This window comes from Lysinibacter sp. HNR (assembly GCF_029760935.1).
Taxonomy (GTDB): Bacteria; Actinomycetota; Actinomycetes; order Actinomycetales; family Microbacteriaceae; genus HNR.
Genome location: NZ_CP121684.1, coordinates 2,656,075 through 2,681,488, shown reverse-complemented (window position 1 = coordinate 2,681,488; position 25,414 = coordinate 2,656,075). Strand labels below are relative to the sequence as shown.

Here is a 25,414-nt window from a genome sequence, read left to right as displayed (position 1 = left end):
AGCCGATCTCACAGGAAAAATGTGACCCTCACACACGACAGAGCGTTCTACACGGTCGGTAATGACCGTTTTCTCACAGCACATCGATTCGTCTCCGACGAGCACGAATGGCAGAATAGGCGAATGAATTCTTCACCAACGCACGAGTTGTCTACCGCCGGTGTTGGGCCGTGGCCCGGGGGCCCGGCAGAGTGGCCGGAGGGTGATCACTACGACACTGAGCTTCTCCAATTTGGTGACACGCGCAACGTGATCGATCGGTATCGCTACTGGAAGATGGATGCCATCATTGCGGATCTTGATGAGCATCGGCACTCGTTTCACGTGGCGATTGAGAATTGGCAGCACGATATGAATATCGGGTCAATCGTTCGTAGCGCCAACGCGTTTGCGGCCGATACCGTTCACATTGTGGGCCGTAAACGCTGGAACAAGCGCGGGGCTATGGTGACGGATCGCTACCAGCACGTTCTGAACCACGCTACCGTGGAGGACCTGGTGGCGTGGGCAGGTGAGCGGGAGATTCCCCTTATCGCGATTGATAACGTGCCCGGGTGTGTACCCATGGAGACCTTTAACTGGCCCGAAGAGTGCATTATGCTTTTTGGTCAGGAGGGTCCCGGGCTTTCTCCCGAGGCAATCAACGCTGCGGATGCCGTGGTGGAGATCACCCAGTATGGATCAACCCGCTCCCTCAACGCCTCCGCTGCGGCCGCGGTGGCCATGTTTTCGTGGGTAACGCAGCACACTAAAAACGGCGCGTGAGGCGGTCGTGGGATAGCATGGAGTGTGACCCTAGATAACCTGCTGGGCATTCCGCCCACGTATTTGCCTGCCGAAGACGACGTGCTCGAGGCGATTGCAAACGGCACCCCCGTCGCAGAGATAGCACGTGCCCACCCCGCTTCATCGCTCGCTTGGGCCAGGTTGGCCGAGGACGCGCATGCGCGGGGCGAGACCCTGCCCGCCTATGCTTACGCTCGCGTTGCGTACCACCGTGGGCTAGACTCTCTTCGTCGGGCCGGATGGAAGGGGCAGGGGCCTATACCGTGGTCGCACGAGCCCAACCGCGGAGTGTTGCGCGCACTGTACGCTCTTCGTCGCTCCGCCGCAGAGATCGGTGAGGAACCAGAAATTACACGTCTCACCGAATTTTTGAATGGTGCAGATCCCGACGTTATTGCACACCTAGACAGGGGAGAGTAAATGCCTGCCGTATTGATTATTGGTGCCCAGTGGGGTGACGAGGGTAAGGGACGAGCAACAGATCTTCTCGGAAGCCGCGTTGAGTACGTGGTCAAGTTTAACGGCGGAAACAATGCCGGACACACGGTGGTGGTGGGCAATGAGAAGTATGCCCTGCACCTGCTCCCCTCCGGTATCCTCACTCCGGGAGTGATCCCCGTTATTGCAAACGGTGTTGTTGTTGACATAGAAGTACTTTTTGAAGAGCTGGATGCGCTCGCGGCTCGCGGTGTTGACGTGTCGCGGCTGCGCGTGAGTGCCAACGCGCACGTGATCACGCACTACCATCGCACGCTTGACAGGGTCACGGAGCGTTTTCTGGGTAAGCGCCAGATTGGCACCACCGGTCGCGGTATTGGCCCGGCCTACGCCGATAAGATCAATCGGGTTGGTATCCGTATTCAAGATCTCTTTGACGAAAATATTCTGCGTCAGAAGGTGGAGGGTGCGCTGGAGCAAAAGAATCAGCTTCTGGTGAAGGTATACAACCGTCGTGCCATTACGGTCGACGAGATTGTGGACGAGCTATTGAGCTACGCCGAGCGCCTGCGTCCCATGGTGGCCGACACCTCCTACGAGATTAACGAGGCGCTCGACCGGGGTAAGACGGTTCTTTTTGAGGCGGGTCAGGCCACCATGCTTGACGTGGATCACGGCACCTACCCGTTTGTGACGTCGTCAAGCGCCACCGCGGGTGGTGCTGCAACCGGTGCGGGTATCGCCCCCTCGCGCATCGAACGGGTGATCGCCGTGATCAAGGCATACACCACCCGGGTTGGTTCGGGTCCGTTCCCCACCGAGCTCTTTGACGAGTGGGGCGACTATCTGCGCGACAACGGTTTTGAGTTTGGAACCACCACCGGTCGTCCACGCCGCTGTGGCTGGTACGACGCCCCCATCGCGCGCTACAACACCCGCATTAACGGGGTGACGGACTACGTGCTCACCAAGCTCGACGTGCTTTCAGGCCTGGAAAAGATTCCGGTTTGTGTCGCCTACGATGTTGATGGCGTGCGCTACGATGAGATGCCCGTGAATCAGACGGATTTCCATCATGCCAAGCCTATTTATGAGGAATTCCCGGGTTGGTCAGAAGACATCACGGGTGCCCGTAAGTTTGAAGATTTGCCCGAGAACGCTCAGAAATACGTGCGTACGCTTGAGAAGATGAGCGGGGCTCGTTTCTCGGCAATCGGTGTGGGGCCGGAGCGTGAACAGGTTGTGGTTCTGCACGATCTGCTCGATTAGGGTGCGTCTTTTCCCCGCATTGGTGGGGTGAGTCCTGGCGGAGCCTATCTGCGAGGATCACGGGAATTGTGCCCGGGTACGGGAAAAATATCAGTGTGTGGGCGCGGGTGCGTAATAAACTGACAGGATACCCGATCAAAGGAGAGCTGATGAACGATTTAGTTCCCGCGCAGCTACAGGCTTTGCGTAACAGCATCGATAATATCGATGCTGCGTTGATTCATATGCTGGCCGAGCGGTTTCGCTGCACGCAGCAGGTGGGGGAGCTGAAAGCAAAGCATAACCTGCCTCCCGCCGACCCGGCGCGAGAAGAACGGCAGATTAAGCGCCTGCGCAGGCTTGCAGAAGAATCCAACCTCGATCCTGCCTTTGCTGAGAAGTGGTTTAACTTTGTGGTTGCCGAGGTTATCAAGCATCACGAGCACATTGCGAGCACCCAGCCCGCAGCAAAAGACTGATGAATGTGCTTTCCTCAAGGCTAGCGATCCTCGAGGACGCCGAAGCCCTCCTTGTTCTCATTACCTCGGCTTATCGTGGTGAGTCCAGCAGAAGCGGATGGACCACGGAGGCCGATCTGGTTCATGGGCCACGAACCACGGTGGAAGCCATCAGGGGTAACCTTCAGGATGCCGATAGTGAGATGGTGTTGATAACACGCGGTGCTGAAATCGTGGGGTGCGTTCACACGAAGAGGGCCAGTGAATCAACCGGTTATCTCGGGATGTTTGCGGTGAGGCCCGATCTTCAGGGATTGGGAATCGGCAAGAAATTGATGGCGGAGGCCGAAAGCTACGCCGCCGCGGCCTGGAACATTCTGCGTATGGAGCTCGGTGTTATTGGCGGACGCGATGAGCTCATTGAGTTTTATGAGCGCCGGGGCTATCGTAAAACCGGAGTGACCATGCCGTTCCCTTACGACGATCCTTCTGCTGGATCCCCCCAACTTCCCTCACTGCACTTTGTGGTTTTGCGCAAGGACCTGGTGTAAAGGTTTTTGGGCTTTGGGGTTCTCGCTCCTCACCCGCGTCAATCGAGGGTTAGGATGAGTAGCACGTTATCATCGATGGTCTACGCTTTCCAAGGGAGAGACATGCAGAACATATTTCCGACACTCTGGTTTAACGATAATGGCGAAGAGGCCGCAAAGTTTTATGTTTCGGTTTTCAAAAATTCACGCATTTTAGAGACAAGCTATTACGGTGAGGGAGCGCCACTACCCGAGGGAACGGCTCTGACCGTAATTTTTGAGCTTGACGGGGTGAAATTTAGTGCGCTTAACGGGGGGCCTCATGTGGAGTTTACCGAGGCGGTTTCCTTTACCGTAGATGCGCATACGCAGCAGGAAATTGATCACCTGTGGAACGCGTTGACGGCAGACGGCGGGTCTCCTGGTCAGTGTGGGTGGCTCAAAGACAGGTATGGGGTGTCGTGGCAGATTGTTCCGCCCATCTTGGGAACGTTGCTCTCGCAGGACAACCCGGAGCGCGTGGCGCGCGTCATGCGGGTGATGCTGGGGCAGACAAAAATTGTGATCAGGGAATTGCAGGCAGCTTCAGACGGCTAGGCTGTTTTGAGCCCCCTATGCATGAGCTATGGGGAGAACTTATTGTGAGAGGTCTTGATGGGTACCCAGCTGGCGGTTGAGATAGCGGTTCAGGACGTTGCGGGGGCTGATATTGCCCTCAGCGGCGGAGCCACCCGGATTGAATTGTGTAGTGCATTGGTCACGGGAGGATTGACCCCTTCGCTGGGAACCATTGAGGGCGCTGTAGCGGCAGCAACGGGCGCGGGGCGTGATGATTTTGTCCACGTCCTGATTCGCCCGCGTCCCGGCGGGTTTGTCTACGACAATATGGAGATCGCAACCATGGTGCGTGACATTCGGGCGGTTAAGGCTGTGGGTGCGGCGGGTGTTGTCATCGGGGCGCTTCTGGAGGATCGCTCGATTGATGTTCGGGCCATCCGCACTCTTGTGGAGGTGGCGGAGGATCTCACGGTCACTTTTCACCGGGCCCTTGATATTGTTCCGGACCCACTCACGGCTCTTGACGAGGTTCGTGCCCTGGGAGTAGAGAGGGTTCTCACGTCGGGTCAGGCCGCTGCGAGCATCGATGGTCGAGATCTGCTTGCTCAAATGGTGGAGCATGCAGCTGGTGGTGTGCAGATCATGGCGGGTGGGGGCGTGGCTGTGGACGCTATTCCCGCACTGGCGGCAACCGGTATCGACGCTGTCCACCTCTCGGCAAAAACTGTGGCCGCCGTGCAGACCCCGAGCGGGCCGGGCGGGGGAGTGGCCGAATACGATGTGACGAGTCCCGACACTGTTCGTGCGGCAGTGCAGGCCGCGAGAGGTGTGCCCTTTGACTAGAATGTTCTGCCTGGGTAAGGGGTTTGATTCTGCCTGAGGAAATCTGCCCCTGATCCCCAGATAGATTCCATAGAGAGATTCTTCTAGATGTCAGGGGTCCTGGAAAAATTTCTTGATGCCGTGTGGGGCTAGTTCGTGATCTTGCCACAAAGATTTGCAAATTTGGTCGTGGTTTTAATGCCTTGGATTTACCGGTCACCACTTTATGTCTGAGTATGATTTGCAGCATAATGCACCATCACTTTTATATAAATTTTGAATATAATAAAAATTTTTATTTGATATATAAAAGTAGGGTCAGATATATTTTAGGAAAGCTCTAGTGGCTTGAACTATCGCATCCTATAAGTTGAGGAAAAGAATATGAGATACTCATTTAGTAGAATTTTCATCGGTGCAACTTTGGTAGTTGGATTTACCCTCTCCACCGTTGCCGGGGCAGTCACTCTAAACAAGATCCTAGATGCCAACGTTGCGACTGTTGGTGACGGACGGGGGACTGACGTGGAGAAGCCGCGGAAAGTTGCACAGCCGGTCGAAGACGCGACGGGGGAAACGCTCACTGTTGATACAGTGACACGTGCGACTAATTTTGTTCCGATCTTCCCGCAGTTTAAAGGCTCTATCTCTGCAGATCCTACTGCGTTTGATTAAAGGGAATTAGTGTGGGCGCTTCAGAGTCTCCTAGAGAGCGCTGAAACTCCCACACGGGCTTCGTGCACGTCAGACTGATTGATACAAAACCTTTGCGCTTTGGAGTTAGATATGTGTCCACGAGTTACCCGCCAGGATCGAATCTCAACTCGAAATAATAGTGCTCTTCCCGGAATCTGGTCTCGATTGCTTGTAGTTGGTGCTACGGGGTTATTGTTGTTCCACTTCGGAATTATTTTTTTACACATTGCCCCGTCAAACCCTGTTTCTCAACAGTTTAGTGTCACGATATCACTGTGGACCACACCGTTTTTTACCCAGAATTGGGCTTTCTTCGCCCCAGAGCCGGTGTCGTACGATACGGGGATTCTTGTGAGGGGTTCTTTTGACGGTGAGAGTGTTGATGAATACTTAGATATTACTAGCCCAGGCTTGGAGAGGCGACTGCACAATCTTCTTCCTGATAATTTAAGTTTTATGGTTTCACGCGCGGGATCAAAACTTTTTGCTGCGCGCTCCACGCTCCTTGAAGATAAGGCTGTTAGAGGGGTGCGTCCCGATGCCCAAGAGCAGGAGTTTTTCTTAGAGAAAGAAACCCTTGACGCTGCTCCGCAAGGACTACAGGAAAACTACCGTAGGGCTCTGGAGATGGTTGTTGCCTCAGCGATGGCGCTCATGATGAGTAGCTATGGCGCTCTACCCGACGCAGTGAAGATTCGGGTTGTCCATCATGAGTTTCCGCGATGGTCCGAACGAGTTAGCGCGGGTCTGGGGAAAACCAGCTATAGCGAGAGTCCTTGGCTGGATCTTGCGGGAAATGAAGTTGTTCCGTGAGTTATCACTATCCCGCGAGAAGACGATTAACAGTGCGTTATATCATCAGTGGGTTTATGCTGTGGATGACAGCAAACCGTCACGGAACCCGGACTCTTGCGATTGTTCGTATCGGGTTTGGCGCGATAGTTGTTGCCTTTTTGCTTGTTAACCTGCCTGTTCGAGACAAGATCTGGGGGTCAGGGTCGAACTATAGCTGGGAGCTATTTTTAGCGGAGTCTCGGGAGTCTCGGGAGCCATCGCTTTTTGCGCTCTCTGGGGCGGAAGGATGGGGGATTACTCTATACTTTGCCCTGCTGGTGGTTGCGTTGCTTTTCGTGCTGGGGTTGGGGGGAAGGGCTACTACGGTCTGCTTCTACGTTCTCCTGTGGTCGCTGCAAATTCGTAACCCATATGTCATCAACGGGGGAGATAATCTCATGCGCATTCTTGTGTTCTATCTGGTGTTTGCGCAGGTAACTGCTCGGTATTCCCTTGATTCGTTAATTCGTCGCAGGTGGTTTAGTCGCAATGGAAGGGTCGGGAGAAAAACATCGCTGGGTACGGTAGCGCATAATACCGCGCTGATCGCGTGCGTTACTCAAGTGTGCTTTCTCTATTTCGCCTCAGGCCTGTATAAGGTCCAGGGAGAGAAATGGCAAAATGGAACAGCTCTCTACTATGTTCTCCGAACCGCTGAATACAATACTTGGCCCGAGTTGACCTCTCTGATCTATCAGAGTCCTATCGTGGTAGTTGCCGCGACCTACGGGGTCGTTTTTGCGCAACTATTTTTGCCTTTTGTGCTGGTGAGTCGTCTACTTAAAATAATTCTGCTACCTATGGTTATGGCGATGCATGTGTGTATAGGAATTTTTATGGGATTACCTTTTTTCTCTGGAATTATGATCGTTTCTGATTTGTTCCTTCTGGGGGATCGTGATCTGCAAGCTATTTATGTGCGGTTCAGACTTCTTCGCGTGTGGATTCGAACCCGGATGTTCTTCTCTAAAAAGTCGCTTCCGGTATACGCTAGCGGTGAGTAATAGTGACCGTAGCTAGGGTTCCTAGCGGGTTAGACAGGTCTTCTTCCGTCTCACGACTCTTGACGAGGTTCGTGCCCAGGAACTAGGTAGGGTTCTCACGTCGGGTCAGGCCGCTGCGAGCATCGATGGTCGAGATCTGCTTGCTCAAATGGTGGAGCATGCAGCTGGTGGTGTGCAGATCATGGCGGGTGGGGGCGTGACTGTGGACGCTATTGCCGCTGTCGTGATTGTCATTGAGCTAGTGGCACGCGGGCGTTTGGGAATCAATAATTTAGCGGGATTGAGACTCCCCTCGATTATGGCATCCGATGAAGCGTGGAGACGTGGTAACGCTGCAGCGCGGTTACCCATCTGGGAGGCTCTGTTGTTGGTGTTTTAGGGTCTTTCATTAGTCTCCTGCTGCCGGTAGAAATGGCGGTTTCAACTTTTGTCTGCTCAGCTGCACTCTTTCTTGTCTCCGTGATACTGGGTACTTTTATGGCGGCCAGGGTTGCGCGAACGATTCGATATCCCTACTTTGCCGAGCCTGATTTATAGATTGGTTTCACGTTAACCGTTCGGAGTGAACCAATCGACCCGCCTAGGGCCGTGGGCCAGGGAAATGTGGATGGCCCGTTGCTGGGACGGCCCGGATAAAGATATCTTTTAGCTCCGGCTTGTAGTGTTTTCAGTCATACTTGAGGTGTGATGAGCCACTTTCAACCCCCAACCGCTGCCCGTTCCCGCGCTATTTTCCGTTCTCGCCGGGCACGGATCTCCGCTGCCTTGCTCGCAGGAATGTTGGTTTTCGCGGGTTGTGCGGCGACAGAACCCAAGCCGTCGGGCGCACCCACCACATCCGTCAACCGGGTGCCGGTAAGTCTGCCGCAGACCGTTGTGGGGGTTCAGGGGCAGTGGGTGTTGGACACCTTGAACAGGCCACAGGAGGTGAGTCCGGAGGAGGTTGCCTCGCACTTTGCGCAGGTGATGCTCGATCAGGCTCCCGCGGTTGACCTGGCGGCAATTCTGAACGGGCTCCGCGCGCAGCGGGAGTGGGTTCCTACGATTGTTCAGGAGACCTCGGAGGTTCAAATGATTGTCACCATGTATGGTTCTAGCGGACCGGGGGTCGACATGAGTATTGCGGTTGATGGTCAGGGCCTTATCCACGGGCTATTTTTTGGTCAGGCTACCGAAACCCGCACCCCGGCGACCTCCTGGAAAGAGCTCTCTCAGAACATCGATGCCCTGCCCTTTGATGCGAGCTTGACCGTCACCCGGGTGGGCGACGACCCCGGGGGCGTGTTTGACGCTCACGGAGATAAGGTGTTGCCTATCGGTTCTATTTTTAAGCTCTATGTTCTTGGTGCTGTTGTGGAGGCTGTTGCGAGTGGAGAACTCTCCTGGGACGATACCCTCACAGTGACGGAAGGCGCGAAGAGCCTGCCGCCCGGTGAGCTCCAGGACGCCGCCGAGGGAACGCAGGTTTCTGTCCGTGATGCCGCTGCCAAGATGATCTCGCTGAGTGATAACACGGCTACCGACCTGCTCTTTAACCGGGTCGGCCGTGATGCCGTCACGGCGGCGATGAAAGCTATGGGCCACCATGACCCCGCCCTGAACACCCCGTTCCTGAACTCCCGTGAGGTGTCCCAGCTCGGCTGGTCCGGTGACAAGAGCCTCCGCGAGCGGTGGGAGAAAGGCAACAGGGCCGAGCGTCTCGACCTGCTTGCAGCGCTTCCTGGCGGACCCCTTAACGTTCCGGTAGAGAACGTGACCGACGCGGTATGGCAATACGGTCTTGACTGGTTTGCCGACCCGTCGGATCTGGTCAGCGCCCATACCTACCTACAGGAGGTTGCACAGACGGACGCGGGTGCCCCTGTTCGCGACATCCTCTCGTTGAATCCGGGAGCGGGTCTCACCCTCGGTGATGGCTGGGTCTACACCGCGTTTAAGGGTGGAAGCGCACCCGGGGAGTTGGCGGGCTCCTGGTATCTGGAGGACGAAAAGGGTGATGCCTACGTGGTGACGATTCAGGGTGCCTCTGAAAACCCCCAGGACCTGGCCGCTACTTCGCTCTTCTTTGGCAATGTGGAGGATGCTTTTGCTCTCTTGGCCGCGGAGTCTCGGGGATAGCAGACTTGGGCGCGGGTGTGTCAGGATTGAACCATGGTAAAGATCAGCGACGAAGATTTTGAGAAGATCGTTACGGAAGAGTACGACGCCATTCCTGACACCATGTTTGGCAACCTCGACAATGTTGTGATCTTTATCGAGAACCAACCGCCCGAGCAACGCCCCCGACTCTACGGCCTATACTGCGGGCATCCCCTCACTAACCGTGGCATGTATGGGTACGGTGAACTGCCCGATCGCATCACTCTCTATCAGAACAACATTCAGCAGCACAGCCTGTCGCTTGAAGATCTACGGGCGAGGGTTCGGGTAACTCTGGTGCACGAGATTGGCCACTATTTTGGGCTGGACGATAAACAGTTAGAAGAGTTGGGCTGGGCGTAACCTAATCATCCATGTGTTCCTGCACGGACCAGCGCACGCTGGAGACAGCGGGTTCGGTAATAACACGTTCGATTGCCGTTTCGAGCAGCTCGTCGTCCCGCTTCTGGGCCAGGAGTGTGGCCACAATTGCCACATTGGGGCTGTTGGGAAGATCGGTTGAGGCAATTTTGCGAATGTTAAACCGGGTGAGCCGAACCGCTTCAAAAAGCAGGTCGCGGGTTTCGGGCTCACGGATCGCGGGGCAGATCACCTCAAAGCTGTATTCTGCGGCTGGCTCTTCACGACCTCGGGTGAGGGGTGAGCGGTCCATGCGCTGGGTGAGGCTGCGCAGCAGCACGTTTGTGCAGAGCACAGCGAGTGTCCCAAAGGCCGCCACCGTATACATCCCGGCACCGGCGAGGGTGCCAACGGCGGCTGAGGCCCAGAGTGTTGCGGCCGTGTTGATGCCTGAGATTCCGCTGCCCCGCTTCATGATGACCCCGGCACCAAGAAATCCGATGCCGGAGACAACCTGCGCGGCGACACGGGTGGGGTCGGCCCCGGGGCCGCTGAAGCTGAAGGCCCCCATTAATACAAAGAGCGCGGAGCCAAGGGAAACCAGAGCGTTTGTGCGTAGACCGGCGGTCCGTGCGCGCCACTGGCGTTCAAACCCAATTGCACCGCCGAGGATCAGAGCGGCTCCGGCTCGCAGAACATACTCGAGGATGTCCATGATGATTCCTTTCTTGTGTAATTGAGGGTGCGGCCCGGCTCGGGAGAATAAGCCGGGCCGCACCTGTTGCGGATCGTATCTTTATAGCGATTTAGATCCAGGTGTCAAACTTCTTGACGAATCGCACCTTGAAGTACTGCGTGAGGAGGCAGTAGGCCAGAAGGGTTGCGACGAGCCACGGGAAGTAGGACATGGGGAGGGGCACCAGCCCGAGGCTTGCACCCCAGTTGGTGAAGGGTAGGATGAGGCCAAATATGCAGACAGCTCCCGTTGCGAGCATTACCGGCAGGCTTGCGCGCGACTGGATGAAGGGTATCTTGCGGGTGCGGATCATGTGTACGATCAGCGTCTGCGAGATGATTGACTCGATAAACCATCCGGATTGGAACAGGGCCGCGTGCTCAGGCGAATTAGCCTGGAAGATAAACCACATGAGCGCAAAAGTTGTGATATCGAATATCGAGCTGATCGGCCCGATGCGAATCATGAAGTGTGCCATGCTCTTGGTCTCCCACTTGCGTGGCTTCTTCAGGTATTCGTCGTCTACTCGGTCCCAGGGCATGGTGAGCATCGCCAGGTCGTAGGCCAGGTTCTGCACCAGCACAACAATCGGGATCATGGGGATGAAGGGCAGCATGGCGCTGGCCACCAACACGGAGAACATATTTCCAAAGTTGGAGGAGGCGGTCATCTTGATGTACTTCATGGTGTTGCCAAAGGTGCGGCGCCCCTCCAGCACACCCTTCTCGAGAACCGTAAGATCCTTTTCGAGTAGGATGATGTCCGCGGATTCCTTGGCAATATCAACCGCCGTGTCAACCGAGATTCCTACGTCTGCTGCACGCAGGGCCGCGGCATCGTTAATGCCGTCCCCGAGGAATCCCACCACGTGATCACCCGCACGCAGTGACTCTACGATCCGAGCTTTTTGTAAGGGGTTTATCTTGGCAAAAACCGTGGTGTTTTTGGCTAGCTCGATCAGTTCTTCGTCGCTCAGGTCTTCGATTTGGTTTCCCAGAACGATGTTTCCCACGTCGATTCCCACGTCGCGGCACACCGTTTCGGCGACTAGCTCGTTATCACCCGTGATGACCTTCACCTGGGTTCCGTGGCTCTGGAGGCTTTTGATTGCTTCGGCGGCGGAGGCTTTGGGCGGGTCGAGGAACGCTAGGAGTCCCACGAGTGTCATGTCGCTCTCGTCGCTGGTGAAGTAGTCGGCCTCGGATCCTTCTTGTGGGATGGGCGTGATGCTCTTTGTGGCAAGAGCCAGCACTCGCATTCCCAGGGAGTTGTTCTCGGCGATCAGCTCGCGAATCTCTTTTTTGCGGGCCGAGGTGAGTGTTTGAACCGCACCGTCGTACTGCTCCGTGGTGCACACTGAGAGTACCTCTTCTGCGGCACCCTTGGTGATAATGAGGTGCTGTTTGCTATCACCCACCACCACCGACATCCGGCGGCGCATAAAGTCGAAGGGCATCTCATCAACCAGGTCATAGGTGAGGAGTACCCGGTCGAGGGTGTCTTCGCCGGCGGCATCGATGATTGCGCGGTCGAGCAGGTTTCGTAGACCCGTCTGGAAGTGTGCGTTTGCGGTTGCGAGTAACAGCGTCTCTTCGCTTGTGTTTCCCTTCAGGTCAAGGTGGCGCTCTAACACGATGCGGTCCTCGGTGAGGGTTCCGGTTTTGTCGGTGCAGAGCACATCCATGGCCCCAAGGTTTTGGATGCTGTTGAGTCGCTTCACTATAACCTTGCGGCGGGACATGTACTGCGCACCCTTTGCCAGGTTGGCGGTCACGATGAGCGGCAGCATTTCGGGGGTGAGTCCCACCGCTACGGTGACTCCAAAGAGGAAGGCGCTGCCCCAGTCTTTGGTTATTCCGTTGATGATGAAGACTACTGGAACCATAACCAGCATAAAGCGGATGAGGAGGAAGCTTACCTTGCGGATTCCCACGTCGAAGCTGGTCTCGGGCCGTGCACCCGTGATGCTTGACGACATGCTTCCAAAGTAGCTATTGGTTCCGGTTCCGAGGACCACGGCGGTTCCCGAACCACTGACCACAGAGGTTCCCATAAAGCCCAGGTTGGTGGCCTCAAGAAGATCTTTGGTGTTGAGGGCAACCAGGTGTTCGGGGCTCTTTTCTGTGGGGAGTGATTCTCCCGTGAGCATCGATTGGTTCACCTGAAGGTCTTTTGAACGGATGATGCGCACGTCCGCGGGGATCATGTCGCCCGCGGCAAGCTGGATGATGTCGCCGGGAACGATCCCCTCGATGGGAATCTCTCGAGTTACCGAGACACCGTTCCGTGAGCGCGTGACCGCCGACGTGGTGCGCACCATAGCCTTGAGTGCTTCTGCGGAACGACCGGAACGGAATTCCTGCCAAAACCTGAGAGAAGCGCTCACCAGAACCATCAGGGCAATAGTTATCACGCCCGTGTAGTCCACACCCTCTTCCGGGTCGGCCCAGATGATGTCGGTGAAGATCATGATCACGAGCAGAAAGGAGAGGATGATGATAAACGGGTTTTTGAACGTCCGAATAAACTGCACGATTGCCGGGGCCGGCTTGTCGTGGTCGACCTCATTTCGGCCAAACTGTTCGAGGCGTTCTGCCGCAACTCGTGGGGTGAGGCCCTCAATGGTTGTTTCTTGGTGCGCTAAAGATGAGTCGAAGGGCAGAATCGCCGCATCTCTCAGGGCCAGCTGCTGCTGCTCGCTGAGGAGCGTTTTCTGGCCGGTCGTTTCATTCTTTTTGTTGTTTTTACGCGGTGTTCTCGGTGGTGTTGGAGCGTTGACTGTGCCCGCTCCTGCGATGATTGCGGAGCGATCCGCGGCGTTTGGAAACTTCATTTTTCTGCCTTTGTGGCTGATGCGTTACATTTTGGGCGCACTTCAGACAGCGCTGCACAGTATTGTGTAGCGCACACTGAGGAACGCGTCGGGCTAGATACCCTGGTAACGCGAACGAGAATGTGAAAGCCGACGCTACTGGCGCGAGAGAATCACCGTGGGGAGAAACCCCTGCGGGGTTGCGGCGGCGTAGCTAGAACGACTATGCGGGTCGTCCACGGGGGTCCACCTCCTCAGGCTCGGGTTTTGTGGGCACGGCAAATGCGCGTGCCTCCACAGCAAAAGGCCGGTCACACCCGTGGCCGAGTGGGTAGCCTTCACCTCCACGTAAGAGCTTTGGCACTGCACGACTTATCCGCTCAGTAAAAATTTGCGGAAGCCACTTTGGGTAACCCCTTAAACCGGGGAGACCTGTCCTAACCTTGGGCATCTCTCGATGTCGTCAGATCAGTGGCCTGTGTTCGTGCAGGAGCCTCGCCTAACGAGGTGCTGCATACCCACAATACGCCTGCGGGTGGTTCTCGTCAATTCGTGACAGGGTTAAGTTTTAGCTATTTTTTCCTGGAAGTGACAATGGGACGTATGGGATGTTGTTTATTCTGCTTTCCGTGCGGGAGCTTTTCCCGCGTTCAGTGTTGCTCCTCAGGCAAACTCGGATGCACTGGCCCAAACTGGTGCAGAAGATATGGGATGGCTAGCAGGAGTTCTTGTGTCAGCATTGGCTGGTCTTGGCGTAGTTCTTCGCCTTCGTCGCAACACAAAGGAATCCTAACTAGATAGGGCTTGCGAGTAAACCGCAGAACATAGGCTATATAAATAGCTTGAAAAGCGCGGTGTCTTTTTCCAAACGAAGAGAGGCACCGCGCTGTCTTGTGCTTGGCATCAATTTGCAATGGCCCTTCTGCCAACCACGAATCGACTTCCTCTGGGTGCTACCGTTCACGAATACCAGATCGTATAGCATTCGATAAACTCATTCAGGGCCTCACCTACGGTGTCGTATACGGGAAAATCGCAGACTCAGCCTGTTCCGTTATCACGACTCGCAGGAGTCAGATGGTGAGTACTTCTGCTCGTGAGTGTCACCGCTTACCTTGTGGAGGACTCGTACAGTGAGAGATCTCCTGCACATTAAATTGGATGCGACGGATCGGGTCCATAGCGAGGCTGCGTTTAGAACCGCACCTGTATCCGTGTCCTCTAGTAAGAGCCATCGTAGACTCCACCGGGGTTGTAACCGGAAAGTCAATCGTGTGTTCCATATGATGGCTGCAGTCAGGTGCCGATACGACGCCCGAACCATTGACTATATGCAGCGCAGGCTCAGTGAGGGTCTCTCTAAGAAAGATGTGTTCAGATGCCTTAAGCTCTTTATCAAACGCGAAGTTTTCCACGATCTGAGAACCGACCTCGGAACGACTTGACATCTATAGGATCTTTCTAGAAAGCTTTACACTACTGTTGAGCCAGTAACACTCTAGTGGGGTGGTAGGAACAATCTTCTTTGTGGTGGGCTTTCACAGGAATGAAGGGGGTATAGAGGTGGTTATATAGAAGGATGACCCCCTCGAAAAATAATTCAGCCCCCAATCCTCGCAGCCTACGAAAGGTTTTTTGGGGAATCACTGCCGTAACGGTTCTTGCCCTAATGGGTGGCGGCGGTTGGTTGTGGATATCTTCCAGTGGGCAGCCCGCCTCGGCTTCGGGGGTCTTGGGAGATAAGACTCAGATGGGTGTTGTTGAGATCGTCACGGGTGACGTAGAGGGGCTCAGCGACTATTACGGTAATAAGGTTGGCCTTGAGGTCATGGAGTCGACGGAGAATTCTACCGTGCTTGGGCTGGGCGGAAATGAGCTCATCAGCCTGGTTGAAGATCTGGATTCACCTGCCCCAACCGCTTCTGAGCCCGGACTCTACCACTCCGCCATTCTCTATCCTGATGAAGCTTCTTTGGCAACTACGCTGGTGCGATTGGCAGAGAGTGCTCCCGAGTCTTTTCAGGGTTCTGCTGACCACAGCGTGAGCCAGGCTTTTTATTTCGGAGACCCTGACAATAACGGTTTGGAACTCTACGTGGATCGTCCGCGTGATCAGTGGAGGTGGAATGGAGGAAGCGTGGATATGACCACGGTTGTGCTTGATCCATCCCAATTTATTGCCCAGCATCTCGGGGATAAGGAGGCCAGGGACGCCGTTATGGGACACGTCCACCTCAAGGTGGGAAACCTGGAGGATGCTAAGTCTTTTTATACTGATTCTCTGGGATTTGATATCACGAGCCAGATTGACGGAGCAGTATTTTATTCTGCGGGCGGATATCATCACCACCTCGCGACTAACACCTGGAGCAGCAATAATGCTCTAGAGCGAACAACAGCTCTGGGTCTAGGGTCGCTCACGGTTACGGTGGAGAGCGCAGATGAGATCACGGCGCTTATCAAACGGCTTGGTCGGGATGGCCTCGGCTACACATCGATAAGTTCTGATGTGGTGGTTGCAGACCCGTGGGGAAACCTAGTGCGTTTTACTGTTGTGGATTAAGTGTATAGCTGTTTCCGCGGGAGCCCCTGTTTTGCTGACTGATCAGGGTAAGTTATCGCTGCTTCGTCTTTTGTCAGGAGTATCTTTTCTGCCCTGGGTGATAAATTATTGTAAATGCCATCAGAAGTATAAGCGGTTAAAACCTGTGATTTATCTATGGCTAGTTTATATATCAGGATATTTGCAGAATAGGCAATGTTATTCTTATGCATGCTGTAGATGCGAAGGCTACGCGTCGTAGAGGCGGTTTGGTCACACGCGTTTACTCATTGAGTGCCTTGGTTTGTGGTTATTTGTTTTTCTGGGCTGCGTTTATGGATTTGACCCCCTGGATTTCTGGGTATCGAGCGCTTGTCTTGTTGTTCTCTCACGTGGATTAACTGGCCGTAGCGCAATGATGCGCAATTAGGTATTGCTGTAAAAACTCAATAGTTTACTTCAGTTCATTATTTTTAGCCCATATCTTTTAATTGCTAATTCTCAGCTAAATATAAGTTTGTAAAAGTTATGATGATAATCGTAATCATTTACCTTATGGTTGCTTGCTATTTAAGATTATGAATTGAGGTTATTTCGAATAATGACTTTAGAACAAATAAAAGATACCTCTGAAGGACCTAAGGGCTCTGGCCTGAGCAGGAAGGTTCTGGGGGGACTTCTTGTGGGCGCTTTCGGATTGGGATCGGCGATGGTTGGCGGTTCTGCTGCATATGCCGCACCTGCCACGGAGCTTATGCCTGGACATAAAATTGTATCTTGGGGTTCTGCCGGAGATGGTCAGAGGGAACTTCCCGATGATTTGAAAGTTAAGGCGACAAAGATCCTAACGGGAGGTTATCGTCATGGAGCTGCTTTAACTGTTGATGGCGATGTGCTTGTATGGGGAGATAATCGCCATGGGGTGAAGAAGCTCCCCGAGGACTTGGCGAACGGGAAAAAAGCTGTGGGTCTAGTCTCTGGGCACAGTCACTTACTTGCGAAGGCTGAAGATGGAAGAGTTTACTCGTGGGGAGCAGACGATTACAAGCAGCAGACTAATTTTCCTAATGCGTTGAAAGGGGATACGGGAGCTAAGGCCAGAATTATTAGCACCGGCGAAGAATATTCAATGGTGGTTACTGAGGACAATCAGTTCTCCTGAGTTGACCGGTTTAGTGCCCCGCGCCCGAGTCACCGAGCCGGGTCAATAGCTCACGTACTTCTGCCGGTATCGCGGCTGGAACAATATGCTCCACACCCTCGATCCTGATCACCCCGTCTTGTACCCGGGCAAGTTGCTGCACGAACTTCTTCACCGATACCCCGGTTGCTTCTTGAATATGCCGTGAGACCGCGATCGCGCAGAACACAACCGTGAGATGCGCCTCGATCTTCTCCCGATGCCGGTGATAGATCGGCCTGGCTTTGAGGTCAGTCTTCGCCATCCGAAATGACGCCTCAACATTGAAGAGCTGATGGTATGCATCAATCACCCTCAGCGCGCTCACCGTTAAGACAGGTAGATTCGTGACATACCCCTTGATCCCCGCCCGCTGCCTAGCCGATTCCACCAAAACCTGATCAATGCTCTTGGCTGCGCCACTGATCTTCACGAACCGACTCTTTTTCACAGGCGTGGTCCCGGCAACGACCTTTTTCGCTTTCTCGAGTTGTTTCTCGATATTACGCAGATCCAGACGGGCACGTTTCTCACGGTACTGATACACCACCCGCCGTTCACGCCGCCTTTCACCTTGACCAAACCACTGTCGACACTCAAATACCTGCCCGTCACAGAGTTCAGAACCATCGTGTTGATACTCGGTAACCTCAGGTGGAGTCTTCGCGATCCGGGACCCCACAATGAACGAGTAACCAGCCGTCTCTAACGCGAGAAGATTCGCTGCGGAGAGCATACCTGCGTCACACACAACACTCACCGTCACCTCGGGATGCTGCGCCCGAAACCTGTCGAGCACGGGCACGAGAGTGAGCGTTTCAGCTGTGTTCCCCTCGAACGAATGTAACTGCAGCGGGAACCCGTGTTCGTCAACGAGAAGCCCCAGCACGATCTGGGGTTCGAGCCTGCGTTCTTTGGAGAGACCAGGCTTGCGATACTCATCCTCTTGCTCGACGTAGAAGAACAGTGTGGTGACGTCGTAGAGCACCAACGTGAGGTGCTCAGTCCCCCGGAACGCGACGCAGGCAGCAGAGAACTTATCACGATAGTTGCCCTTCGCGGCCTGGTTCAATGACCGGTGAATGCCACTATACGAGGGCGCTTTGAGTCCGAGATTATCAAGGATACGGATCGTATCGAGTTTGGAAGAGGGCTCGATGATACGCGCGATCACGAGGTCACGAAATACCCGATCGTTCACAGCATCAGTGAAACCAAGCCGGTCGTAAACGCTGACGAGAGTGTCGTAGAGCACACGCGAGTAAGAGTGCTGCATCGTGATACGCGGCCCGGCAGGATCGGCTGGGGTATCGATCTGGAGTTCTGTCTGACCGGTAGCCTGAGCGCGTTCCCTGATGCGAGTTTTCGCGGTCTGGACCATGAACTCGAGTTCCAGATCAGTGTGCGCGGAACCGATATGTTCAATAATGCTGCGCACCCCGCGCGTTTTCGACACGATCTGCACCGCGGTCGCACCTGACCCGGTTTTCACACGGCGTACGTATTCACCCATGAAACCAGGGTACAGACACCCCCCTTAGTGCCCCGACCGTGCTGCTACTCTCGCGTAAACAAGCCATTCCCCGAGCCAAAATAGGCAAGACCACCAAAAAACGGTCAACTCAGGGTCTAGTCTCTGGGCACAGTCACTTACTTGCGAAGGCTGAAGATGGAAGAGTTTACTCGTGGGGAGCAGACGATTACAAGCAGCAGACTAATTTTCCTAATGCGTTGAAAGGGGATACGGGAGCTAAGGCCAGAATTATTAGCACCGGCGAAGAATATTCAATGGTGGTTACTGAGGACAATCAGTTCTTTTCCTGGGGGAGTAATACCGGTGGGCAGTTAGATGCTCCGCCGGAGTTGAAGAATAATGCGGGAAATATTGCGGCATTAACCGGCGGTACAGACCATGGTGTGGCATTGACTAACGATGGAAAAGTGGTCAACTGGGGAAAATCCAACAAAATCGAAAATGACCCTAAGAATATGATTCCTGTTCCCGATACACTATCACAAGGCGTGTATACGGCGATAGCTTCCGGTTATCATCACTCCCTGGCTCTGAATTCAGAGGGCAAAATTGAAGCTTGGGGGTATAACGATAATGGTCAAGCGAAGGTTCCTGGGGACTTAACGGGCAAGACTGTTGTCGCGATTGCTGCCGCTGCGTGGCACTCAATGGCTTTGACCACTGAGGGAAAGGTCTACGCGTGGGGATCGAACTATGACGGGCAAACAACTGTCCCCAAAGAGGTGAAGGGTGAAGGTACGGTTACAAGAATGGGTACTTCATACTATGCACCCTACGTGGAGACCCACACCAAGATGGCTCCTACACTGCAGGTGACTAGGGGCCTTGTTTCGACGGGCAGCGATTATTCTCATGAAGCAACGGTTGTGCTGAAGGATCTGGCGACAGATAAGCCTATAGAAAAGGCTGTGGTTAATTTCTCTATTGCGAATAATGATGATCTGGGTGCCAGCTTGACATCGGAGCGTGTCGTCACGGATTCTTCTGGTGTTGCAAAGACAAGGATTATTGGTAAAAAACCTGGTGAGTATACGATTGAGGCGCATGTCGGTTACATTAAAGCGATCAAGGCAGAAGGTTACCCTATTACCGCCAAGTTTAGTGGTACTCCGACTCTGGGTGAGATTTCAGGCGCAACAGTAAAGGTTGGTGAGCTGGTTTCGCTCAAAGTTATAGCTGGGGGCTTTCCTGCACCTAGGGTAGGGGTCAAGACGGACACGGGTACGGGAGGATTGCTTCCTAAGGGTTTGACTTTGAATCCCGATACCTTACTCATTGAGGGCAATGTGGAAAAAACTGTATCTCCAGGAGAATATACTTTTGCTCTAGTTGCAAAAAATGAGCTGGGAGAGACAACTCGTCAATACACAATCACTGTTCAGGCCGCAGATAAGCCTGAGCCTGAGGAGAAGCCTGAGGACAAGATTGCTGCGCAGATCAAGGGTATTCTTGCCGGTCAGGAAACTGAGCGTCAGAAGCTTGATGAGGTGAAGAAGGTTCTTGCTGAGACTGTTGGAAAGCTGGAAGGGGAAGAGAAAGCTGCTCTTCTGGGTAAGGTTCAGGATCTTCTAAAGGATGATGCTGCTGCGTTGAAGGTGGTTGCGGAGGCTCAGAATGCTGAGGAGCCTAAGCCTGAGCCTGAGGAGAAGCCTGAGGACAAGATTGCTGCGCAGATCAAGGGTATTCTTGCCGGTCAGGAAACTGAGCGTCAGAAGCTTGATGAGGTGAAGAAGGTTCTTGCTGAGACTGTTGGAAAGCTGGAAGGGGAAGAGAAAGCTGCTCTTCTGGGTAAGGTTCAGGATCTTCTAAAGGATGATGCTGCTGCGTTGAAGGTGGTTGCGGAGGCTCAGAATGCTGAGGAGCCTAAGCCTGAGCCTGAGGAGAAGCCTGAGGACAAGATTGCTGCGCAGATCAAGGGTATTCTTGCCGGTCAGGAAACTGAGCGTCAGAAGCTTGATGAGGTGAAGAAGGTTCTTGCTGAGACTGTTGGAAAGCTGGAAGGGGAAGAGAAAGCTGCTCTTCTGGGTAAGGTTCAGGATCTTCTAAAGGATGATGCTGCTGCGTTGAAGGTGGTTGCGGAGGCTCAGAATGCTGAGGAGCCTAAGCCTGAGCCTGAGGAGAAGCCTGAGAAGGAAGAGCCTAACGTTGCTGGTTCCAATACGGAGACGCCTAAAGCTGCTGAGCAGAAGGGTGGGGCTGTGACAGTTCCCTCTGATGCTCAGAAAGCAGCGGAAGCTAACGCTAAGGGTTCTCCTGCCACACTAAGTAAGACCGGAGCGCACGATCCGTTCTTGCTGGTTGGGGCGGTACTGGCTCTGTTAGGTGTTGGTGTAGTCTTGCGTCTTCGCGGGCGGGCATCAAAATCTTCATAGGTAAAGAGGGTTTCTTTATGAAACCCTCTTTGTAAATGGCTCTTAGTAGCCCGTGAGGTGTGGCGATCGTTTGAATAACGGTCGCCACACTTTTTGAGCTTTAACAGGGCAAAGCACTGGAGCCACTGCACGGCTAGGATAAAGCGCTCTGGGTATCTTGGAAGCTCTGATGTGGCATAGCTTTAATGGAGTCGGTCTGTTGGAATCTTGGTAGCAGCTCTATCAAGAATGAGGTAGGCCGTGAGCTGAACCATTCTGGTTTGGACTGGCTTAGGCTCCGGTTACCTGGCCGGCATCTGGAATGTTTCAAGTTTGAGTGTAGTGTGCTTATTCGACCTCGACTGGGTGCGCAGGCTTAGCTCTCCGTGAAGATGCTCGTTATTCCACCCACACACGTGCTCAAGGGTGGCGAGTTCAACTTGTTCGACTATTTTCCCGGGACCTTTTCGCTGGATGGGTTCTGTCTTATATGGCCCGGTGGTAGATTCAATCAGTCGTCGCAATACTGTCTTCTTCAATTAATTCTAGCTGCTCAGCAAAGACCTCGGCTGGAGTTTTCCAGCCGAGGTCTTTCCTCGGCGGATTGTTCAACGTATACGCAACCGCTGTAAGCTCGTCCACGCCTCATCAAGATGAATCAGTACCCCCTTCGGGAGGCGCTGCCGCAGCAGCCCGTCCGTGTTCTCGGCCGTGGGCCGCTGGCAAAGCGAGTGAGAGTCAGCGAAAAACACTTTCCTCCCGTGTCAAGTGCAAACCTTGCATGATCAGCGATTTCTTTCCCTTAACCCCGGGTGAGCTTTTATGTAACTGTTGCGGTAGCCCATTCGTCGATACCGTAAGTGCTTTGACTATTGTTTCATTACCGTACCCACTAAGTGATGGCCCGTTCTTCACCACGGGTTGTATTCCGTGCTCTTCAAGCCTGGGCAGGTGTGCTAACAGTGTCGAACGACCACTCCGCTCAACGAGTGTCCCGATTACTGAGCGGTTCGTACCAACGATGAGGTCCCCTCCTAGTGCCCTGGAACAGTAAGATCAGCAGCCGGGGCAGGGCGCTCGGAGAACGTCCGTCAGCAGTAACATGCCCTGAATACAAGAGAGCTCGGTAAATCGCCTCATAACTAATATGCCCAGAATTATCATCTGGGCATTCGATCTTCACCGCTCAGAAATCTGTCTAGGCTCCATCCTGGAGACCATTTCCGGACTTGCTGGCGAGGTGTGTTCAGCCTTTTCCAGGTTGGGGTGCACAGCCGTCAACGCGTTGCCTCACCGCGCGGGACTTGACCTCGACTGAACGATTGAAGGATCGCTCTGTCACACCGCTACCGCACACAACCTATTGTGGAACCCTGAGGTTATCTTCGATGAGAGAGAATGTCTCTTCGGTTGATAGCGTTTGTTCCAGGTGTTCCCCGTTGATTATGATTGCGGGGATAGATGTAATGTCAAACATCCTGCTTTCGTTGACGTTTTGGAGCAAAGCCTGTGCTGTTTTCACCGAGTAAAAGTCGCTGTGAAACTGGGGTTCGTTCAGCCCGATTTCACGAGCCAGAGCGAAAAGGGCGTCGTCGGTGAGCTGATCAGTTGTGCGCTTGCTTCCGTTGGGGAAAAGGCCGGCGTGGTAGTCGCTAAACCGGCCCTGGAGACCAGCTGCGTACGCGGCACGTGTGGCGCGCTCGGAATCGCTTCCCACAAGGGCATTGCTTTGCCATACGAGGCGTACTTTGCCACTGTTTACATACGTGTTTACGATCTCGGGTAGCGTGGTGTGGGACCATACCGCACACAGGTCACACTGATAATCGGAGTGAACGAATATTCTGACCGGGGCATCCACCGAACCCAGGGCGAGGGGGTTATTGAGATCACGTATTAGGAAGTCAAGCGGCTCTGAGAAGCTAGTCGGCCCAAGAGGGTCATCAGGATCAAGAGTTCTTGCCGGCCAGGCGAGCGCGGTGAGGGTCGCCACGATCACTGTAACTGTGAGTGGAAGCAACCACGCGAGCAGCCTGCGAGATAACCTTGGGGTCGGTTGAGACATGGGACGCAGGAAAACCCTTTGCGCTAGTGAAAGATGGAACTTAAGGGTTGCAGAAAATCCTGGGTATTCTATGTGCGGACATTAGAGTTAAACCTGCATTTTAGCTATGGTGCGATGCCCTCTGTCCCTTCACCGGGATTGTCGTTGGCACTCTGCTGCGCTCGTTTTTTGGCAAGGCGCGCGCTGCGTGCGTAATGGTAGATGGTGGGTCCCGCCGTGAGAAGCACCGCGCCGAGGATGACCAAATCCATATACTTTGTTGCAAACTCTTCTACCCAGGGGATTTGCCCCAGGAGATACCCGAGCATGGTGAGGCCCATACCCCAGACTACGGCCCCGATGAGGTTGTAGAGCGAGTACTTTCGGTAGTTCATGTGTGCGACTCCGGCCGCAACGGGTGTGAAGGTGCGAACCACCGGGACAAAACGGGCGAGGATAACTGCCATCCCTCCAAATCGTTCGAAAAACGCGTTGGTTCGTTTGACGTTTTCTTTACTGAAAAGACCCGATTCCTTGCGTTCGAATATGCGGGGACCCGCCTTGTGGCCGATCAGATACCCTACCTCACCCCCCAAAAAAGCGGCCAGGCCGATGGCCAAAGATGTCCACCAGATGTTATAGGTGATGACCCCGGTGAAGGTGAGTAGGCCCGTGAAGAAGAGCAGGGTGTCGCCGGGTAGGAGAAACCCGACGAGGAGCGCGGTTTCGGCAAAGATGATGGCACAGACCCCGAACAGGGCCCACGCGCCAAGATTGGGAATTATGGTCGCGGGATCAAGCCAGGGGATAAGTGCGGTTTCAATCATTATTTCCTCGATGGAGATAGCCTATGCCAAGCACTGGGGTCGTGTCACGGTAATACTTTGCTATCGTTGCGTATCTTTCGAGAGTACACTATAAAATTCTGTTAATTGCCTCCCTTATCATTACGGAGACTAATTATTATTTAAGTGTCGGTGAGTTCGCAAGAAGTAGAGAGCCCTGGATCGAGATGTGGCGATAGGTCGCCGCTTTTTGTGCGCCTCAGAACCCATTGTGAACGCCCTACGAGTGTGAGGGGCGTTCACAAGAGTTCAAGGAACTGTAAGAGAGAATCCCTGATGAAGCGGTCTTAGGAACCGAGTACCTGCGCAACGTCAACAAGTTCGGCGTCCATCGCCTTGGCCACGCCAGCATTGGTTATCTGCCCGTTGTGGGTGTTGAGCCCCTGAGCAAGAGCCTTGTCCTCGCGCAGCGCACGCTCCCAGCCCTTGTTTGCCAGGGCAACGATGTAGGGGAGGGTGGCGTTAGTGAGTGCCCGAGTGGAGGTCTCGGCAACCGCTCCGGGCATGTTTGCCACACAGTAGTAGATGCTGTTGTGAACGGTGAAGATGGGGTCGTCGTGAGTTGTCGGGTGCGAGTTTTCGAAGCATCCTCCCTGATCGATGGCTATATCAACGAGCACGGAACCCTTTTTCATGGTGGCAACCATCTCGTCGGTGACCAGCTTGGGCGCTTTTTCGCCGGGGATAAGAACCGAGCCGATAACAAGATCAGCCTCGCGAAGCTGCTCGGCAATCTCGTATTGCGAAGAGGCACGGGTCTGGATGGCTCCGCCGTGTGTCATTGAGATCTCACGTAGCCGGGCCAGATTAATATCGATCACCGTCACGTCTGCCTGCATGCCAAGAGCAATGATCGCGGCCTGTTCGCCTACCGTACCCGCTCCGATAACAACAACCTTGGCCTTGCGGGTGCTTGGAACTCCGCCGAGTAAAACGCCGCGCCCGCCCGCAGAGCTCATCAGGTGGTACGCCCCAACCTGTGCCGCCAGACGACCCGCGATCTCGCTCATCGGGGCGAGGAGGGGAAGACTGCGGTTAGGAAGCTGTACCGTTTCGTATGCGATGGCCGTGGTGCCCGCCTCCACGAGGGAGTGGGTGAGTTCCTTTTCGGCGGCCAGGTGCAGGTAGGTGAAAACAACCAGATCTTTGCGGAGATAACCGTACTCTGCAGCGATGGGTTCCTTGACCTTCAGGAGCAGTTCGGCGGTGGCCCAGACCTCTGCGGCGGTGTCAAGAAGAATTGCCCCGGCGCTGATGTACTCTTCGTTAGAAATACCGGAGTTCTCGCCAGCCCCGGATTGGATAAAAACCTCGTGTTTGTTCCGAGTGAGTTCAAAGACACCGCTCGGTGTTATTGCAACCCTGTGCTCGTTATTTTTGATTTCGGTGGGGATGCCTATACGCATTAGTTTGCTCCATTGGTTGTGTTGTGACCCTAAGTGGGTGGGTGAGCACACCCGTGTGTCTCGCCAGACCGCCACTACAAATATAGTGCAG

21 protein-coding genes, 2 pseudogenes and 1 riboswitch are annotated in these 25,414 nt (G+C 54.2%); of the genes and pseudogenes, 16 read left to right on the top strand and 7 right to left on the bottom strand.

All coding sequences use genetic code 11. The annotated features are described in order from the left end of the window. The first annotated feature begins 123 nt into the window (after positions 1-123). The 13 genes and pseudogenes from FrondiHNR_RS12095 to FrondiHNR_RS12035 all read left to right on the top strand — a co-directional run bounded on the left by FrondiHNR_RS12095 (position 124) and on the right by FrondiHNR_RS12035 (position 9,876). Positions 124-765, top strand: coding sequence for a TrmH family RNA methyltransferase (locus FrondiHNR_RS12095; RefSeq protein WP_279353024.1), 642 nt, complete (start codon positions 124-126; stop codon positions 763-765). 24 nt (positions 766-789) lie between these two features. Further along, a complete protein-coding gene (locus FrondiHNR_RS12090) occupies positions 790-1,206 on the top strand; it encodes a DUF3151 domain-containing protein (protein WP_279353023.1) in 417 nt (138 codons plus the stop codon). Continuing rightward, positions 1,207-2,493, top strand: a complete 1,287-nt coding sequence (locus FrondiHNR_RS12085) for an adenylosuccinate synthase (RefSeq protein ID WP_279353022.1) — start codon at positions 1,207-1,209, stop codon at positions 2,491-2,493. A 149-nt stretch (positions 2,494-2,642) separates the two neighbouring features. Then, positions 2,643-2,951 carry a chorismate mutase gene (locus FrondiHNR_RS12080; protein ID WP_279353021.1) on the top strand — a complete coding sequence of 103 codons (309 nt, stop codon included), beginning with the start codon at positions 2,643-2,645 and terminating at the stop codon, positions 2,949-2,951. After that, positions 2,951-3,481 (top strand): GNAT family N-acetyltransferase, encoded by a 531-nt coding sequence (locus FrondiHNR_RS12075; protein ID WP_279353020.1) that lies wholly within the window; start codon positions 2,951-2,953, stop codon positions 3,479-3,481. The genes FrondiHNR_RS12080 and FrondiHNR_RS12075 overlap by 1 nt, the downstream gene beginning before the upstream one ends. A gap of 102 nt (positions 3,482-3,583) precedes the next feature. Further along, complete coding sequence (locus tag FrondiHNR_RS12070) at positions 3,584-4,057, top strand: VOC family protein (protein ID WP_279353019.1); 474 nt, start codon at positions 3,584-3,586, stop codon at positions 4,055-4,057. A gap of 57 nt (positions 4,058-4,114) precedes the next feature. Beyond that, positions 4,115-4,861, top strand: coding sequence for a copper homeostasis protein CutC (locus FrondiHNR_RS12065; RefSeq protein ID WP_279353018.1), 747 nt, complete (start codon positions 4,115-4,117; stop codon positions 4,859-4,861). A 363-nt stretch (positions 4,862-5,224) separates the two neighbouring features. After that, the gene (locus FrondiHNR_RS12060) at positions 5,225-5,515 is read left to right on the top strand and encodes a hypothetical protein (RefSeq protein WP_279353016.1); all 291 of its coding nucleotides are present in this window, start codon (positions 5,225-5,227) and stop codon (positions 5,513-5,515) included. 111 nt (positions 5,516-5,626) lie between these two features. Then, complete coding sequence (locus tag FrondiHNR_RS12055; RefSeq protein ID WP_279353015.1) at positions 5,627-6,349, top strand: DUF5819 family protein; 723 nt, start codon at positions 5,627-5,629, stop codon at positions 6,347-6,349. Between the two features lie 32 nt (positions 6,350-6,381). Continuing rightward, a complete protein-coding gene (locus FrondiHNR_RS12050) occupies positions 6,382-7,374 on the top strand; it encodes an HTTM domain-containing protein (protein ID WP_279353014.1) in 993 nt (330 codons plus the stop codon). 64 nt (positions 7,375-7,438) lie between these two features. Further along, a pseudogene (locus FrondiHNR_RS12045) lies at positions 7,439-7,753 on the top strand (copper homeostasis protein CutC); the annotation flags it as partial. 308 nt (positions 7,754-8,061) lie between these two features. Then, positions 8,062-9,492, top strand: a complete 1,431-nt coding sequence (locus FrondiHNR_RS12040; protein WP_279353013.1) for a serine hydrolase — start codon at positions 8,062-8,064, stop codon at positions 9,490-9,492. Between the two features lie 33 nt (positions 9,493-9,525). After that, positions 9,526-9,876: a metallopeptidase family protein gene (locus FrondiHNR_RS12035; RefSeq protein ID WP_279353011.1), complete on the top strand. Its 351-nt coding sequence runs from the start codon at positions 9,526-9,528 to the stop codon at positions 9,874-9,876. A 1-nt stretch (position 9,877) separates the two neighbouring features. On the opposite strand, the gene FrondiHNR_RS12030 is transcribed toward FrondiHNR_RS12035, so the two are convergent. Beyond that, complete coding sequence (locus FrondiHNR_RS12030; protein ID WP_279353010.1) at positions 9,878-10,588, bottom strand: MgtC/SapB family protein; 711 nt, start codon at positions 10,586-10,588, stop codon at positions 9,878-9,880. A 91-nt stretch (positions 10,589-10,679) separates the two neighbouring features. Next, positions 10,680-13,442, bottom strand: coding sequence for a magnesium-translocating P-type ATPase (gene mgtA / locus FrondiHNR_RS12025; RefSeq protein WP_279353009.1), 2,763 nt, complete (start codon positions 13,440-13,442; stop codon positions 10,680-10,682). A 314-nt stretch (positions 13,443-13,756) separates the two neighbouring features. Then, a riboswitch (M-box (ykoK) riboswitch) is annotated at positions 13,757-13,935 on the bottom strand. 1,065 nt (positions 13,936-15,000) lie between these two features. On the opposite strand from mgtA, the gene FrondiHNR_RS12020 reads away from it, so the two are divergent. Further along, a complete protein-coding gene (locus tag FrondiHNR_RS12020; protein WP_279353008.1) occupies positions 15,001-15,984 on the top strand; it encodes a VOC family protein in 984 nt (327 codons plus the stop codon). A gap of 580 nt (positions 15,985-16,564) precedes the next feature. After that, positions 16,565-17,125, top strand: coding sequence for a hypothetical protein (locus FrondiHNR_RS12015; protein WP_279353007.1), 561 nt, complete (start codon positions 16,565-16,567; stop codon positions 17,123-17,125). A gap of 10 nt (positions 17,126-17,135) precedes the next feature. On the opposite strand, the gene FrondiHNR_RS12010 is transcribed toward FrondiHNR_RS12015, so the two are convergent. Beyond that, a complete protein-coding gene (locus FrondiHNR_RS12010; protein WP_279352517.1) occupies positions 17,136-18,656 on the bottom strand; it encodes an IS1634 family transposase in 1,521 nt (506 codons plus the stop codon). A 275-nt stretch (positions 18,657-18,931) separates the two neighbouring features. Between FrondiHNR_RS12010 and FrondiHNR_RS12005 the strand changes: the two genes are divergently transcribed. Continuing rightward, complete coding sequence (locus tag FrondiHNR_RS12005) at positions 18,932-21,049, top strand: putative Ig domain-containing protein (RefSeq protein ID WP_279353006.1); 2,118 nt, start codon at positions 18,932-18,934, stop codon at positions 21,047-21,049. A gap of 486 nt (positions 21,050-21,535) precedes the next feature. Here the strand turns inward: FrondiHNR_RS12005 and FrondiHNR_RS12000 are convergent. The 4 genes and pseudogenes from FrondiHNR_RS12000 to ald form a co-directional block, all read right to left on the bottom strand. Further along, positions 21,536-21,789 (bottom strand): annotated as a pseudogene (locus tag FrondiHNR_RS12000) (IS30 family transposase); the annotation flags it as partial. A gap of 599 nt (positions 21,790-22,388) precedes the next feature. After that, positions 22,389-23,093 carry a thioredoxin domain-containing protein gene (locus FrondiHNR_RS11995; protein ID WP_279353005.1) on the bottom strand — a complete coding sequence of 235 codons (705 nt, stop codon included), beginning with the start codon at positions 23,091-23,093 and terminating at the stop codon, positions 22,389-22,391. A 104-nt stretch (positions 23,094-23,197) separates the two neighbouring features. After that, on the bottom strand, positions 23,198-23,899 hold the full coding sequence (locus FrondiHNR_RS11990; RefSeq protein WP_279353004.1) for a VTT domain-containing protein: 702 nt from the start codon (positions 23,897-23,899) through the stop codon (positions 23,198-23,200). Between the two features lie 305 nt (positions 23,900-24,204). Continuing rightward, complete coding sequence (gene ald / locus FrondiHNR_RS11985) at positions 24,205-25,323, bottom strand: alanine dehydrogenase (protein WP_279353003.1); 1,119 nt, start codon at positions 25,321-25,323, stop codon at positions 24,205-24,207. Positions 25,324-25,414: the final 91 nt, after the last annotated feature.

Bases quoted from the DNA above. Each gene is read 5' to 3' on its own strand.
- FrondiHNR_RS12020 (WP_279353008.1), top strand. From the start codon at position 15,001: ATGACCCCCTCGAAAAATAATTCAGCCCCCAATCCTCGCAGCCTACGA.
- FrondiHNR_RS12010 (WP_279352517.1), bottom strand. From the start codon at position 18,656: ATGGGTGAATACGTACGCCGTGTGAAAACCGGGTCAGGTGCGACCGCG.
- FrondiHNR_RS11995 (WP_279353005.1), bottom strand. From the start codon at position 23,093: ATGTCTCAACCGACCCCAAGGTTATCTCGCAGGCTGCTCGCGTGGTTG.
- FrondiHNR_RS12060 (WP_279353016.1), top strand. From the start codon at position 5,225: ATGAGATACTCATTTAGTAGAATTTTCATCGGTGCAACTTTGGTAGTT.
- FrondiHNR_RS12040 (WP_279353013.1), top strand. From the start codon at position 8,062: ATGAGCCACTTTCAACCCCCAACCGCTGCCCGTTCCCGCGCTATTTTC.
- FrondiHNR_RS12085 (WP_279353022.1), top strand. From the start codon at position 1,207: ATGCCTGCCGTATTGATTATTGGTGCCCAGTGGGGTGACGAGGGTAAG.
- FrondiHNR_RS12065 (WP_279353018.1), top strand. From the start codon at position 4,115: ATGGGTACCCAGCTGGCGGTTGAGATAGCGGTTCAGGACGTTGCGGGG.
- FrondiHNR_RS12070 (WP_279353019.1), top strand. From the start codon at position 3,584: ATGCAGAACATATTTCCGACACTCTGGTTTAACGATAATGGCGAAGAG.
- FrondiHNR_RS11990 (WP_279353004.1), bottom strand. From the start codon at position 23,899: ATGATTGAAACCGCACTTATCCCCTGGCTTGATCCCGCGACCATAATT.
- FrondiHNR_RS12095 (WP_279353024.1), top strand. From the start codon at position 124: ATGAATTCTTCACCAACGCACGAGTTGTCTACCGCCGGTGTTGGGCCG.
- mgtA (WP_279353009.1), bottom strand. From the start codon at position 13,442: ATGAAGTTTCCAAACGCCGCGGATCGCTCCGCAATCATCGCAGGAGCG.
- FrondiHNR_RS12035 (WP_279353011.1), top strand. From the start codon at position 9,526: ATGGTAAAGATCAGCGACGAAGATTTTGAGAAGATCGTTACGGAAGAG.
- FrondiHNR_RS12055 (WP_279353015.1), top strand. From the start codon at position 5,627: ATGTGTCCACGAGTTACCCGCCAGGATCGAATCTCAACTCGAAATAAT.
- FrondiHNR_RS12075 (WP_279353020.1), top strand. From the start codon at position 2,951: ATGAATGTGCTTTCCTCAAGGCTAGCGATCCTCGAGGACGCCGAAGCC.
- FrondiHNR_RS12030 (WP_279353010.1), bottom strand. From the start codon at position 10,588: ATGGACATCCTCGAGTATGTTCTGCGAGCCGGAGCCGCTCTGATCCTC.
- FrondiHNR_RS12015 (WP_279353007.1), top strand. From the start codon at position 16,565: ATGACTTTAGAACAAATAAAAGATACCTCTGAAGGACCTAAGGGCTCT.
- FrondiHNR_RS12080 (WP_279353021.1), top strand. From the start codon at position 2,643: ATGAACGATTTAGTTCCCGCGCAGCTACAGGCTTTGCGTAACAGCATC.
- ald (WP_279353003.1), bottom strand. From the start codon at position 25,323: ATGCGTATAGGCATCCCCACCGAAATCAAAAATAACGAGCACAGGGTT.
- FrondiHNR_RS12005 (WP_279353006.1), top strand. From the start codon at position 18,932: ATGGTGGTTACTGAGGACAATCAGTTCTTTTCCTGGGGGAGTAATACC.